This window comes from Absicoccus porci (genome assembly GCF_003725415.1).
Classification (GTDB): Bacteria; Bacillota_I; Bacilli_A; order Erysipelotrichales; family Erysipelotrichaceae; genus Absicoccus; species Absicoccus porci.
In genome coordinates this window covers 69,594-82,432 of sequence record NZ_RJQC01000002.1, presented here as the reverse complement: position 1 = coordinate 82,432, position 12,839 = coordinate 69,594, and the positions used below count along the sequence as shown (strand labels likewise).

Here is a 12,839-nt window from a genome sequence, read left to right as displayed (position 1 = left end):
TATGAGTTTAAATCCCGCAGAGATCAGTAAATTGATCAAAGCCCAAATTCAAAATATCGACCAGGATCTAGAAATGACAGAAAGTGGCACGGTCATCAGTATTGGTGATGGAATTGCGACAGTTTATGGTCTTCGTAATGCGATGATGAGTGAATTGTTGTTGTTTCCTCACGATGTGTATGGCATGGTCATGAACTTGGAACAAGAAAATGTTGGTGTCGTTTTATTGGGAGAAAATCCAGATATCAAAGAGGGCGATGCCGTAAAGCGAACCGGTCATATTGTGGAAGTGCCTGTTGGTGATGGTTTATTGGGTCGTGTTGTCAATGCGTTGGGACAAGCCATTGATGGACAAGAACCAATTGCGTATACAAAGACACGTCCTGTAGAGCGAGTGGCACCGGGTGTTATTACGCGTAAAAGTGTTTCGGTTCCTCTGCAAACAGGTTTAAAAGTCATTGATTCCATGATTCCTATTGGTCGTGGTCAGCGAGAGTTGATCATTGGTGATCGTCAAACAGGTAAAACAGCCATTGCGATTGATACCATTTTGAATCAAATGGATACCGATGTGAAATGTATTTATGTTGCGATTGGTCAAAAAGCAAGTACGGTTGCACAAATTGTCGAAAAATTGAAACAAACAGGTGCGATGGCCTATACAACAGTTGTCGTTGCGACGGCTTCGGATTCAGCACCGTTACAATATATTGCACCTTATGCAGGATGTGCTATGGGAGAAGAATGGATGGAAAATGGCGAAGATGTTTTGATCATCTATGATGATTTATCAAAACATGCCGTTGCCTATCGTACACTGTCATTACTTCTTCGTCGTCCACCTGGACGAGAAGCGTATCCGGGTGATGTTTTCTATCTGCATTCTCGTTTATTAGAGCGAGCTGCTCGTTTAAATGAAGACTATGGCAATGGATCTTTAACGGCTTTGCCAATCATTGAAACGCAGGCTGGTGATATTTCCGCCTATATTCCAACCAATGTAATTTCGATTACCGATGGTCAAATTTTCTTAAAGACGGATATGTTTAATGAAGGTATTCGTCCGGCCGTAGATAGTGGTTTGTCGGTTTCTCGGGTTGGATCAGCTGCGCAAATCAAGGCTATGAAGCAGGTGTCTAGTTCCTTGAAATTGGATTTGGCACAATATCATGAAATGGAAGCTTTTGCACGTTTTGGTTCGGAGCTAGATCCAACCACAAAGAAAATCTTGGATCATGGTGCGCGTTTGGAACATTTGTTGGTGCAGAAACAATATCAACCGATGCCTGTGAGTGAACAGGTCATGGTGTTGTATGCAGCGCAACATGGTTATGTAGATAGTATTGATATGGATGCTTTGAGTCAATATGAAACGGATATGCTTTCTTATATCAAGGCAGAATATCCAAATATCTTGGATCAAATTAATCAAAAGGGTCAACTGGATGATGAATTGGAAAAAACGATCAATACAGCGTTAACCGCGTTTGGTCAGGTTTTTTCCGTAGCTGAGGGTCATTCGTATGGCGCAGAGTAGGCAAGCTATACAGTCGCGAATTCGATCGGTAGAGTCTACCCGTAAGATCACGCGTGTTATGCAGTTGATTGCGAGTACGGAATTGACTAAACAACGTCGTCGGATGGAAGAAAATCGAGAGTATGCGAATGGTTTGGAAGATTTATTGGCTTTTGCGGTTCGTTCGAGTGCGGATGATTCCATCTATTTAAGAGAAAATAAAGAGAAACCAAATTTCGTTATTGTCTTTACGTCGGATATGGGTTTATGTGGTGCATACAATGCGAATATCTTCCGTATGTTAGATACACACTCGAAAGATGATATCGTAATGATTGGTACCAATGGTTGTACCTGGGCAAAAGCCAATCATAAAGTTTTGCATAAGGGCATTGAAAATATGAATTTGGATAATGCGTATGAAATTATTTCCAAATTATTGAATGATGCTTTGAAGCGTTTTGAAAATGGCGAAATTGGTAAAATTCAAGTTTTGTATACGCATTTTAAGAATGTGTTAACGTATATTCCAACGTTGGAAACGGTATTACCGGTTCAAAAACAGGAAATAAAGGAAGAAGTACAAGAAGGTGCCAAACAGTTGACGGATTATGAACCGGATCAAGATGAAATGTTGGCACAAATTATTCCGATGGCTGTTAAATCAGCTGTCTATGCGCGTTTTCTAGAATCGAAAACGAGTGAACAAGCGTCTCGTCGTATGGCGATGGAAGCAGCAACGGATAATGCAGATGAGTTGCATGATGAATTGATGTTGGCATATAACCAGGCGCGTCAGGCGGCAATCACCAATGAGATCATTGATATTGTTGGTGGCGCCAATGCCTTATCATAGGGAGGTAATGGATGAATCAGAATATAGGAAAAATTGTACAGATCATTGGCCCAGTTGTCGATGTCGCATTTTCTGAAGATCATTTACCTGATTTATTAACCGCTATTGAAGTACCAAGAAAAGATGCCGATACTTTGGTTTTAGAAGTAGCACAAGGCATTGGTGCCGATCAGGTGCGTTGTATTTCCATGGGATCGACAGATGGTCTAGTTCGAGGAATGGATGCGATCGATACAGGACATCCAATTATGGCTCCTGTTGGTGAACAAGTTCTAGGTCGCATGTTTAATGTCTTAGGACGTCCTATTGATGGATTGGGCGATGTTCCAGATGGTGTTGAATACAAGCCTATTCATCGGGAGGCTCCAGCTTTTGATGAACAATCCACAAAGAGTGAACCATTGGAAACAGGAATCAAAGTCATTGATTTATTAACGCCATATATGCGTGGTGGTAAGATTGGTCTATTTGGTGGTGCCGGTGTTGGTAAAACGGTATTGATCCAGGAATTGATCAACAATATTGCGATGGAACATGGTGGCAAATCAGTCGTTGTTGGTGTTGGTGAACGGACACGTGAAGGAAACGACATGTACAACGAGATGAAAGATAGTGGTGTCTTGGATAAGACCGTCCTTGTTTATGGACAGATGAATGAATCACCAGGCGCCAGAATGCGAGTTGGTTTAACGGGATTGACTATGGCTGAATATTTCCGTGATGAAGAACATCAAGATGTGTTGTTGTTTATTGATAATATTTTCCGTTTTACGCAAGCTGGTTCTGAAGTCAGTGCCCTTTTGGGTCGTATTCCAAGTGCAGCTGGTTATCAGCCAACCTTGGCTACTGAAATGGGACAGCTGCAAGAACGAATTACATCAACGAATGAAGGTTCGATCACCTCGGTACAAGCCGTTTATGTGCCTGCCGATGACTTGACTGACCCAGCTCCAGCGACTGCATTTACCCATTTGGATGCACGTGTTGTCTTGGATCGTAGTATTGCGGCATTGGGAATTTATCCAGCCGTTGATCCATTGGAATCCAGTTCACGAATTTTGGATCCATTGATTGTTGGTGAAAAACATTATCGTGTGGCTCGTGGTGTGCAAAACATCTTACAACGTTACAAAGAGTTACAAGATATCATTGCTATCTTAGGTATGGATGAATTGAGCGAGGAAGATAAGAAAATCGTCAATCGAGCTCGTCGTGTGCGTAATTTCTTATCCCAACCTTTCCATGTAGCGGAAGTATTCTCGGGTATTCCTGGTAAATATGTATCTCTAGAAGATACGGTGGATAGTTTTGATCGGATCTTAAAGGGTGAATTTGATGATTTGCCTGAACAAGCATTCATGATGGTCGGTACGGTTGAAGAGGCCGTAGAAAAAGCCAAAAAGTTAGCTGGTGAGTAATATGATCCATATCAAGGTCGTAACTCCCAGAGGTACCTATCTCGAAAGTGATGTGGATAGTGTGCATATGAAAACGGTAGTTGGGGAAATTACTTTATTACCGAATCATACGCCTTTATTTGCGGCGTTGGTTCCTTGTCGACTGGATCTAAAACAAGAAGCCCCCTATGCATTGGCTGGTGGTTTTACTAAATTTGAAAAAGATCGTTGTTTGATTTTGACCGATGCGATCGAAGGACGAAAAGATATTGATATTGAAAGAGCCAGACAAGCAGCTAAACGAGCACAAGATCGATTGGATAAGAAAGATCCGAAGACCAATATGCAACGGGCACAGTTAGCTTTAGCTCGAGCAATCAATCGAATTAGTGTATATGGAGGATAGAAATATCCTCCTTTTTGGAGGAAAGCATGAATCGTTGTTTTTGGTGTAATGAAAAAAATCCAATTTATGTAGACTATCATGATCACGAATGGGGAAAGCCCCATCATGATGATCAGGATTTATTTGAATTATTGATTTTAGAAACCTTTCAAGCGGGCTTATCTTGGGAAATTATTTTGAATAAACGTGAGAATTTTCGTAAAGCGTTTGATCAGTTTGATATCAATACGATTATGAACTATGATCAAGCAGATATCGAACGATTACGACTGGATCCAGACATCATTCGCAATCGTTTGAAGATCCAAGCTACTATCACAAATGCGAAAGTCTATCGATCCATTCAACAAGAATGGCATTCGTTCGATGCCTATCTTTGGCATTGGACCAATGGAAAAACCATCTATGAAACGGGAAAGACAAGTTCAGATCTATCGGATCAGATTTCCAAAGATCTCAAAAAACGAGGGATGAAGTTTGTGGGAACGACAATCATCTATTCGTATTTGCAGGCTTGTGGCATCATCAATTCGCATGAAGAAACTTGTTTCTTGTATCATAAATAACGTTGCAATTTTGTGTGTCTATGATAAAATAAATGGGCACATGGCATGTTCGGCAAGCGGTTAAGCCACAGCCCTCTCAAGGCTGTATCACGGGTTCGAGTCCCGTACATGCTACCATTGTTACTAACAGGATGATCTCATCCTGTTTTTTTTATGCATTTCGATAGCCCTTTGGAGTTATACCATATTCTCTTAGAAAGAGACGATTGAAATAACTTTGTTGGTTAAATCCACATGAAAAAGCAATATCGGCAATGGAAGCATGCGTGTTTTTTAATAGGGCAGCCGCCTTTTCTAAACGATAGGCATTTAAAAAGTCTATGGGTGAAGTTTCCGTATATTTTTTAAATACAGTCGAACATTTGGAACGGCTGATACCACCAGCTTGAGCAATTTCACTCAGACCGATAGCTTCGCCATAATGTTCATAAATAAAGGTAGCCATTTTCTTTTGGATTCGAAGATCTTCATCATGATCAGCTTCAAGCGGTTCATCATTATGTACGATATAGACCTGACGCAAGATCATCGATACATAGGCTAAGGCCTGGAGAGCATATCCAGAAGGTTTTTCTTGTGCCAAGATTTGTAAATCATCCATTAAATTCGAAATGAGGTGGGCATGACTATTGCGACCATGCATACGAATATGGGTGAAATCTTGATCGGAAATAATAGGTAAGATCAATTGGTGATACAACTCATGAATGGATGACAACATCATTGGGTCAACGGAAAGAGTATGGACAAGACAAGAGGTATCGTCGCTATAAATGCGATGTACTTGATCCTGATTGATGATGCAGATATCTCCCTTTTTTAATAAGAAATCGGATTCGTTGACATGACAATGCATTTGTCCCTGTTTGACTTGGATGAGTTCAAGAGTATCGTGCCAATGCGCTAATTCTTGATGAGGGATCGTAGTGTTAATTTCTCTTTCTGCCAGAGTGACAGGAAGAGTTTCAAAAGTAAATGTTTTCATGTATATATATTGCCATAAAATGTAAAATAATGCAAAAAATAAAGATAATATTACTATAAAATATGGAATTTAAAGAATATTATATAAATACAAAGAAGGTGAGAAACCTGAAAGGAGATAAATATGAATCAATTATTAAGTAGTTTAGAAGTTTTTTATCATAAGTTGCAAGCCTATCACTGGTATGTGAAAGGATTGAATTTCTTCACTTTACATACACAGTTGGAATCGTATTATGACCAGATTGCCCAACAGATCGATACTGTTGCTGAAACGATGTTGATGGTTGGACAAGAACCGATTTCCACACTTTCGGAATTCCTGGAATTATCAACGATCAAAGAAGCAGAACATGGCTATGTTTCTGGTAAAGATGTACTGGTTGCTCTTAAGGCTGACTTTACAGAATTGTACAACCAGGCCAAAGCCATTCAAGCCGAAGGAAATGTGGCGGTATCACCAGTCATGGATGAATTGATTGCATCCTATAGCAAAGCAGTCTGGATGATCTCACAAGCATTGATAGAAGAATAGAAGAGGCAAGAAGCCAGAAAGGAGATAAATATGAATCAATTATTAAGTAGTTTAGAAGTTTTTTATCATAAGTTGCAAGCCTATCACTGGTATGTGAAAGGATTGAATTTCTTCACTTTACATACACAGTTGGAATCGTATTATGACCAGATCGCCCAACAGATCGATACTGTTGCTGAAACGATGTTGATGGTTGGACAAGAACCGGCTTCCACACTTTCGGAATTCCTGGAATTGTCAACGATCCAGGAAGCAGAACATGGCTATGTTTCTGGTAAAGATGTACTGGTTGCTCTTAAGGCTGACTTTACAGAATTGTACAACCAGGCCAAAGCCATTCAAGCCGAAGGAAATGTGGCGGTATCACCAGTCATGGATGAATTGATTGCATCCTATAGCAAAGCAGTCTGGATGATCTCACAAGCATTGATAGAAGAATAGAAGAGGCAAGAAGCCAGAAAGGAGATAAATATGAATCAATTATTAAGTAGTTTAGAAGTTTTTTATCATAAGTTGCAAGCCTATCACTGGTATGTGAAAGGATTGAATTTCTTCACTTTACATACACAGTTGGAATCGTATTATGACCAGATCGCCCAACAGATCGATACTGTTGCTGAAACGATGTTGATGGTTGGACAAGAACCGGCTTCCACACTTTCGGAATTCCTGGAATTGTCAACGATCCAGGAAGCAGAACATGGCTATGTTTCTGGTAAAGATGTACTGGTTGCTCTTAAGGCTGACTTTACAGAATTGTACAACCAGGCCAAAGCCATTCAAGCCGAAGGAGATGTTTTGGTATCGCCAACCATGGATGAATTGATTACTTCGTATAGTAAATCAATCTGGATGATCTCCCAATCACTAATGGAGGAATGATATGTCAATGATCAATACTGAAGTTTCCGATTTTTCGGTCCAAGCATATGTAGATGATACATTTAAAGAAATCACGAAAGCACAGCTTCTAGGAAAATGGAATGTATTCTTCTTTTATCCAGCAGATTTCACATTCGTATGCCCGACCGAACTAGAAGATCTACAAGATCATTATGAACAATTGAAAGAAATTGGCTGTGAGATCTATGCCATATCTTGTGATACCGAGTATGTACACAAAGCATGGCATGATCATTCAGAAGCTATCGCCAAAGTAACCTATCCAATGATCGGGGATCCGACCCATCAGCTTGCTAGAGCATTCCAGGTTCTGATCGAAGCAGATGGTGTCGCTGAACGAGGCACATTTATTATTGATCCCGATGGAAAAATTGTATCTTATGAAGTGAGTTCTGGAAGTGTTGGACGTAATGCAGAAGAACTTTTGAGAAAAGTAGAAGCTTGTCAGTTTGTTCGAAAACATGGCAGTGAAGTTTGTCCAGCGAATTGGAAACCAGGATCAAAAACATTGCGACCAGGCATTGATCTTGTAGGAAAACTATGAGCATTTGAATAGAGCCATGTTTGGATATTTGGTATAGTGAAATCAGGAGGTATCCTATGAAAATCATTGGTTCAAATCTTTGTCCACATTGCATCGAAGCAAAGAATTTCTGTGATAAACACGGAATCGATTATGAATTTATTGATATCAATGCTTCACTGGCAAATTTAAAAATGTTTCTAAAACATCGAGATCAAGATCCACAATATGAAGAGGTCAAGAAAAAAGGACAGATTGGTATTCCTACATTGATCTTAGATGATGGAACTTGGTTACAAGATTGGCGAAGCTATTTAAAAGCAGAACCAGTTGCAGAAGGGCAAGCTTGTGGTTTAGATGGAAAGGGCTGTTAAGCTCTTTCCTTTTTTGTGTTGTTATAGTTTTAAACTATGGAAGAGCTAATTATTAACTATTATTCAAATATCTTCTTTTGCGGTAAAGTAAAGATACTGAAAAGGAGAATGAAGTATGAGTCAAAGACCATATCGTTATGATATCGTAGGTAGTTTTTTGCGCCCAGCCTACTTAAAAGAAGCGCGCGCACAATTTGCGAATGGAGAAATTTCAAAAGATGAATTAACAGCGGTTGAAGATAAGGTCATCAAAGAATTGGTTGAAAAAGAAAAGGCTGTTGGTTTAAAAGCGGTGACCGATGGCGAATTTCGCCGGAGAATGTGGCATTTGGATTTCTTGGAAGAATTAGATGGCGTTCAACATGTAGATCAAACCAATTGGTCGGTTGAATTCAAGGGAGATAAGCCAAAAGGAGCCACTTTAACGTTTACGGATAAAGTGGATTTTCCTGCAGATCATCCTTTCTTATCCCACTTTGCGTATTTGAAATCCATTGCGGGAGATGTAGATTTGAAACAAACCATTCCTTCACCAAGTATGTTGCATTTGATTGCGTGTGTTCGTTCCAGTGATACATATCAACCTATTGCACGCTATAAAGATAATGAAGATTTATTATTGGATGATATAGCGAAAGCATACATTAAAGCCGTCCATGCATTTTATGATTTAGGTTGTCGTTACTTACAATTGGATGATACGTCATGGGGTGAATTCGTGATGCATCCAAGCGTAAAAATTATGCCCAAAAAGGAATCAATGTGGATGAAGTAGGACGCAAATATGTTAAGATGATCAATCAGATCATTGATGCAAAGCCAGCTGATATGACAATTACAATGCATATTTGTCGTGGTAATTTCCGTTCGACTTGGTTCTCAAGTGGTGGTTATGAACCGGTTGCGGATATTCTATTTAAAAACTGTCATGTCGATGGTTTCTTCCTTGAGTACGATTCCGATCGTTCCGGTGATTTTCGACCATTATCATTTATCCAAAATCAAAGAGTGGTATTGGGATTGATTACATCCAAATTCCCAGAATTAGAAGATCCGGAAGCAGTGAAGGCACGTATCCAAGAAGCAACAACATATGTACCATTGGATCAATTGTGCTTATCAACACAATGTGGCTTCTCTTCCACCGAAGAGGGAAATAAGATTACGGATGAGGATCAATGGAAGAAATTGGCATTGATCAAAGAAATTGCCGAAGAAGTTTGGAAAGACTGCTGATATCAGCGGTTTTTTTAATTTATTTAAGAAAAGGACTATAATAAGTATGGGTGATTTACATGGAATTTTTTACAATTCATACATATGATAGAGAGCCAGAGGCTTTAAGCATTGATGATGCAGCGCAAATCCATGATCAAATGATTTTTGAGATGGGAGAAGATTTGGTCGCTAAAGAATATTATCGCCTTTTATTAGAGGCAAGCATTGAATATATTGATATTCGAACCAAATGGGCGATACAAACGAAAGAAGAAAACCATGCCATGAATGATACACGTACGAAAAAACACAATGCGGTTATCTACGGATTGGATGAATTAGCGAATTATCTTTGTTCTATGGGATACCGTTGTGCATGGCGAGATCGCATTGGCTACGAAAAAGATGGAAAGTATTTCCGGAAGCGTTGTGGCGATTTTGGATGTTACTTGGCTTTTTTGGCTTCTCTTTCTACGCGATAATGTAACAAAATTGAAAGTGAAAATGAAAATATTTTCAAAATCAATGGAAATCGAATTCTCTATTTGATATGATGTACCTACATAATAAAAGGAGACGTTTATGACAACAGACAGAATTTCAGGAAAAACAGGATTATTAGCGTTAATTGGATCGCCGGTTGGCCATTCGGGGTCACCGGCTATGTATAATTACAGTTTTGAACGATTGGGATTGGATTATGTCTATGTTGCCTTCGATATCAAAGAAGATAAAGTACCGGAAGCCTTACAAGCCATGCGGACCTTCCACATGCGTGGATGTAATGTCACGATGCCTGACAAAATTGCGGCAGCTCAGAATGTCGATGAACTTTCTCCAGCTGCTAAGATCATTGGCGCGGTCAATACGATTGTCAATGAAGATGGCAAGTTAGTTGGCCATATTACCGATGGGGAAGGTTTCAATAATAATCTTCGTGATCATGGTGTCGAAGTAAAAGATAAGAAAATTACCATTGTTGGAGGCGGCGGAGCAGCTACAGCCATTGAAGTCCAGTTAGCTTTGGATGGCGCACGTGAAATCTCCATCTTCAATATCAAGGATGCTTTCTTCCCACGTATTGAAGAAACGGCGAAAAAAATCATGGATGCCGTTCCTGCATGTAAAGTGAATGTGATTGATTTGGCAGATAAAGAAGCATTTAAGAAAGAAATCTTAGATAGTGATATCTTAGTCAATGCCACGATCGTTGGTATGAAACCAATGGATGATAAATCTGTTGTTGAAGATATGTCGGTCTTCCATGAAGGCTTGGTTGTAGCCGATACAGTATACAATCCAGTGGAAACCAAATTATTAAAAGATGCCAAAGCTCATGGTTGTCAAACCGTTGGTGGTAAGGGCATGTTACTATGGCAAGGCGTAGCCGCCTTCAAGCTGTATACCGGTATGGATATGCCAGTAAAAGAAGTGAAAGAAAAATTCTTTGCGGAATAAAAAAAGATGGATCATATCTAAGATATGATCCATTTTCTTTTTTACATGAAATCGTGACGTTTTAATACTTCGATCACGTTACGTCCTTCGGTTGTACCTTCAATGATACGACGAGCACGTTTACTATCACCAATATTATAAACTTCCACATTGGTATCGGCATATGCTTCTTCTAAGTCTTTTAAAACTGGAGTGCTTGCACGCATACCTAAACAAATGAAGCCATAATCAAATGGTACATCTTCAATTTCGCCTTCTGGATTCTTCACAACGAATTTATCATTGTGTACTTCTTGAAGTGCTGTCTTCGTCATTTGTTTCACGTTGTATTTCTTCATTTTGGTTTGTGTATCACATTTTGTGACAGGATCTAAACCATTACCAATGATTGGTAACATTTCAATCATGGTAACATCGGCACCTTTTTCGGTGAAGTATTCCATGACATCTAGACCAACGGCACCGCCACCAACAACAGCGACTTTCTGACCTTTCATATCTTCTGGATAGGTATCCATACGTTCGATCATCTTTAATACAGTCGCAACACGTGTACCTTCTCTGTCTACTAAATCATGAAGACCTGTAATTGGCGGTAAAGTTGGGCTTGAACCGGTTGCATTAACAATGATATCTGGATTCAAGTTCTTAACCAAATCTACATTGGCTTCGGTATTCTTAAAAATGAATAAATTATGGAGCTTGGAAGCACGATGAATTAAATATTTAGGGAAGTCTTTCATTCTCGTTTTATCTGGAATGTTAGAAATGATTGATGCAAGACCACCCAATTGATTGCTCTTTTCAATCAAGAAAGTTGTACAACCTACTTCTGCAGCGGTACAAGCCGCTTCTAAACCAGCGGTTCCACCACCGACAACAACTACGTTGCAAGGTTTATTGACTTTGTGTTTATAGTAATCGGCACCACTGTTTACAGCTGGATTGACGGTACAACGAATAGGCTGATTCAAACCAATACGATGGCCAGCACAACCAACGTTACAAGAAATACATTTGCGAATATCGTCTTCATGACCAAATTCTACTTTGTTGACCCAGTCCGGATCGGCAATCAAACCACGTCCCATACCGATTAAGTCGGCATCGCCACGAGCTAAGATATCTTCAGCAACTTGAGGATCACGGATGTTTCCAACGGTTACAACTGGTTTGCCATAGGCTTCCTTGACACGACGTGCCATATACGAACGCCATCCATCAGGCATATAGTTGGCATCCAATTGATATTGAATGGAACCATTTAAGCCGGCCGATACATCATACACATCGACATTGTCACCGAAATATTGTAAGTAATCGATACAATCATCCAATGTGTTTCCACCATCTAAGAATTCATCGGCACTGATACGTACGAAAATTGGGAAGAAAGGACCTACTTGTTTACGTACTTCATCGATGACTAAACGTGTAAATCGAGCTCGATTTTCCGCACTACCACCAAATTCATCGGTACGCTTGTTTGTCAATGGACTTAAGAATTGACTCAATAAATAAGAGTGTCCAGCATGGATCTCTACGGCATCAAAACCAGCAATTTGTGCACGCTTTGCGGCTTCTCCATATTTTTTGACGATCACATAGATTTCATCTTTTTCCAATGGACGAGGAATTTCGCCACCTTCTTTACTTGGAATATTAGAAGCAGATACAGGTTGTTCTCCCGTTCTAGATGACATAGCACTGGCACCGGCATGATTTAATTGGATGGAAATGCATGCTCCATGTTTATGAACACGCTCGCATAAATTGAATAAACGAGGGATAAATTCATCACGATCGATGCGTAATTGTGTCGTTCCGTTGGATCCTTGAGGGGAATAGACACTCGCATTTTCAACAGTTAATAAACCAACGCCACCTTTGGCACGTTGTTCATAATAATTAATGTGTAAAAAACTCATTTCGCCACTATGTTCACCAAAGTTTGTACCCATTGGCGTCATGACAATACGATTTTTTGTTGTCATGCGTTGTACTGTAAATGGTGAAAAAATGTGTGAATACTTACTTTTCATTTTTCCTCTCCTTGCTTGTTAAAATACTAACAATTAACCATATACAAGTGTAAAGAACCGG

16 protein-coding genes and 1 tRNA gene are annotated in these 12,839 nt (G+C 39.7%); 15 read left to right on the top strand and 2 right to left on the bottom strand.

Annotation, left to right across the window (positions count from 1 at the left end; translation table 11 throughout):
• Window position 1: 1 nt before the first annotated feature.
• The 6 genes from atpA to EDX97_RS05025 all read left to right on the top strand — a co-directional run bounded on the left by atpA (window position 2) and on the right by EDX97_RS05025 (window position 4,858).
• Window positions 2-1,537, top strand: a complete 1,536-nt coding sequence (atpA, locus tag EDX97_RS05050; protein WP_128520104.1) for a F0F1 ATP synthase subunit alpha — start codon at window positions 2-4, stop codon at window positions 1,535-1,537.
• On the top strand, window positions 1,524-2,372 hold the full coding sequence (atpG, locus tag EDX97_RS05045) for an ATP synthase F1 subunit gamma (RefSeq protein ID WP_128520103.1): 849 nt from the start codon (window positions 1,524-1,526) through the stop codon (window positions 2,370-2,372). Before atpA ends, atpG begins: the two co-directional genes overlap by 14 nt.
• A gap of 11 nt (window positions 2,373-2,383) precedes the next feature.
• Window positions 2,384-3,790, top strand: coding sequence for a F0F1 ATP synthase subunit beta (atpD, locus tag EDX97_RS05040; protein WP_128520102.1), 1,407 nt, complete (start codon window positions 2,384-2,386; stop codon window positions 3,788-3,790).
• Between the two features lies 1 nt (window position 3,791).
• Window positions 3,792-4,175 (top strand): ATP synthase F1 subunit epsilon, encoded by a 384-nt coding sequence (atpC, locus tag EDX97_RS05035; RefSeq protein WP_128520101.1) that lies wholly within the window; start codon window positions 3,792-3,794, stop codon window positions 4,173-4,175.
• Window positions 4,176-4,201: 26 nt separating this feature from the next.
• The gene (locus EDX97_RS05030) at window positions 4,202-4,741 is read left to right on the top strand and encodes a DNA-3-methyladenine glycosylase I (RefSeq protein WP_183164274.1); all 540 of its coding nucleotides are present in this window, start codon (window positions 4,202-4,204) and stop codon (window positions 4,739-4,741) included.
• 42 nt (window positions 4,742-4,783) lie between these two features.
• Window positions 4,784-4,858: transfer RNA gene (locus EDX97_RS05025), tRNA-Glu, on the top strand.
• 34 nt (window positions 4,859-4,892) lie between these two features.
• On the opposite strand, the gene EDX97_RS05020 is transcribed toward EDX97_RS05025, so the two are convergent.
• On the bottom strand, window positions 4,893-5,726 hold the full coding sequence (locus tag EDX97_RS05020) for an AraC family transcriptional regulator (RefSeq protein WP_128520099.1): 834 nt from the start codon (window positions 5,724-5,726) through the stop codon (window positions 4,893-4,895).
• A 123-nt stretch (window positions 5,727-5,849) separates the two neighbouring features.
• On the opposite strand from EDX97_RS05020, the gene EDX97_RS05015 reads away from it, so the two are divergent.
• The 9 genes from EDX97_RS05015 to aroE all read left to right on the top strand — a co-directional run bounded on the left by EDX97_RS05015 (window position 5,850) and on the right by aroE (window position 10,736).
• On the top strand, window positions 5,850-6,260 hold the full coding sequence (locus tag EDX97_RS05015) for a Dps family protein (protein ID WP_128520098.1): 411 nt from the start codon (window positions 5,850-5,852) through the stop codon (window positions 6,258-6,260).
• 30 nt (window positions 6,261-6,290) lie between these two features.
• Window positions 6,291-6,701, top strand: a complete 411-nt coding sequence (locus tag EDX97_RS05010) for a Dps family protein (protein WP_128520097.1) — start codon at window positions 6,291-6,293, stop codon at window positions 6,699-6,701.
• Window positions 6,702-6,731: 30 nt separating this feature from the next.
• Window positions 6,732-7,142 (top strand): Dps family protein, encoded by a 411-nt coding sequence (locus tag EDX97_RS05005; protein WP_128520096.1) that lies wholly within the window; start codon window positions 6,732-6,734, stop codon window positions 7,140-7,142.
• Window position 7,143: 1 nt separating this feature from the next.
• The gene (gene ahpC, locus EDX97_RS05000; RefSeq protein WP_128520095.1) at window positions 7,144-7,707 is read left to right on the top strand and encodes an alkyl hydroperoxide reductase subunit C; all 564 of its coding nucleotides are present in this window, start codon (window positions 7,144-7,146) and stop codon (window positions 7,705-7,707) included.
• 56 nt (window positions 7,708-7,763) lie between these two features.
• Window positions 7,764-8,060: a glutaredoxin domain-containing protein gene (locus EDX97_RS04995; RefSeq protein ID WP_128520094.1), complete on the top strand. Its 297-nt coding sequence runs from the start codon at window positions 7,764-7,766 to the stop codon at window positions 8,058-8,060.
• A 115-nt stretch (window positions 8,061-8,175) separates the two neighbouring features.
• Window positions 8,176-8,835: a uroporphyrinogen decarboxylase/cobalamine-independent methonine synthase family protein gene (locus EDX97_RS12025; protein ID WP_245978004.1), complete on the top strand. Its 660-nt coding sequence runs from the start codon at window positions 8,176-8,178 to the stop codon at window positions 8,833-8,835.
• Entirely contained in the window at window positions 8,823-9,296 is a 474-nt protein-coding gene (locus EDX97_RS12020) for a uroporphyrinogen decarboxylase/cobalamine-independent methonine synthase family protein (RefSeq protein WP_245978003.1), read from the top strand. The genes EDX97_RS12025 and EDX97_RS12020 overlap by 13 nt, the downstream gene beginning before the upstream one ends.
• Before the next feature lie 59 nt (window positions 9,297-9,355).
• Window positions 9,356-9,760, top strand: a complete 405-nt coding sequence (locus EDX97_RS04985) for a hypothetical protein (RefSeq protein WP_128520093.1) — start codon at window positions 9,356-9,358, stop codon at window positions 9,758-9,760.
• Between the two features lie 100 nt (window positions 9,761-9,860).
• Window positions 9,861-10,736: a shikimate dehydrogenase gene (gene aroE, locus EDX97_RS04980; protein ID WP_128520092.1), complete on the top strand. Its 876-nt coding sequence runs from the start codon at window positions 9,861-9,863 to the stop codon at window positions 10,734-10,736.
• 41 nt (window positions 10,737-10,777) lie between these two features.
• Here aroE and EDX97_RS04975 read toward each other — a convergent pair whose 3' ends face one another.
• A complete protein-coding gene (locus tag EDX97_RS04975; protein WP_128520091.1) occupies window positions 10,778-12,778 on the bottom strand; it encodes an oxidoreductase in 2,001 nt (666 codons plus the stop codon).
• Window positions 12,779-12,839: the final 61 nt, after the last annotated feature.

Excerpts from the sequence above, each read along its gene's own strand:
- atpA (WP_128520104.1), top strand. The coding sequence starts at position 2 with ATGAGTTTAAATCCCGCAGAGATCAGTAAATTGATCAAAGCCCAAATT.
- atpG (WP_128520103.1), top strand. The coding sequence starts at position 1,524 with ATGGCGCAGAGTAGGCAAGCTATACAGTCGCGAATTCGATCGGTAGAG.
- atpD (WP_128520102.1), top strand. The coding sequence starts at position 2,384 with ATGAATCAGAATATAGGAAAAATTGTACAGATCATTGGCCCAGTTGTC.
- atpC (WP_128520101.1), top strand. The coding sequence starts at position 3,792 with ATGATCCATATCAAGGTCGTAACTCCCAGAGGTACCTATCTCGAAAGT.
- EDX97_RS05030 (WP_183164274.1), top strand. The coding sequence starts at position 4,202 with ATGAATCGTTGTTTTTGGTGTAATGAAAAAAATCCAATTTATGTAGAC.
- EDX97_RS05020 (WP_128520099.1), bottom strand. The coding sequence starts at position 5,726 with ATGAAAACATTTACTTTTGAAACTCTTCCTGTCACTCTGGCAGAAAGA.
- EDX97_RS05015 (WP_128520098.1), top strand. The coding sequence starts at position 5,850 with ATGAATCAATTATTAAGTAGTTTAGAAGTTTTTTATCATAAGTTGCAA.
- EDX97_RS05010 (WP_128520097.1), top strand. The coding sequence starts at position 6,291 with ATGAATCAATTATTAAGTAGTTTAGAAGTTTTTTATCATAAGTTGCAA.
- EDX97_RS05005 (WP_128520096.1), top strand. The coding sequence starts at position 6,732 with ATGAATCAATTATTAAGTAGTTTAGAAGTTTTTTATCATAAGTTGCAA.
- ahpC (WP_128520095.1), top strand. The coding sequence starts at position 7,144 with ATGTCAATGATCAATACTGAAGTTTCCGATTTTTCGGTCCAAGCATAT.
- EDX97_RS04995 (WP_128520094.1), top strand. The coding sequence starts at position 7,764 with ATGAAAATCATTGGTTCAAATCTTTGTCCACATTGCATCGAAGCAAAG.
- EDX97_RS12025 (WP_245978004.1), top strand. The coding sequence starts at position 8,176 with ATGAGTCAAAGACCATATCGTTATGATATCGTAGGTAGTTTTTTGCGC.
- EDX97_RS04985 (WP_128520093.1), top strand. The coding sequence starts at position 9,356 with ATGGAATTTTTTACAATTCATACATATGATAGAGAGCCAGAGGCTTTA.
- aroE (WP_128520092.1), top strand. The coding sequence starts at position 9,861 with ATGACAACAGACAGAATTTCAGGAAAAACAGGATTATTAGCGTTAATT.
- EDX97_RS04975 (WP_128520091.1), bottom strand. The coding sequence starts at position 12,778 with ATGAAAAGTAAGTATTCACACATTTTTTCACCATTTACAGTACAACGC.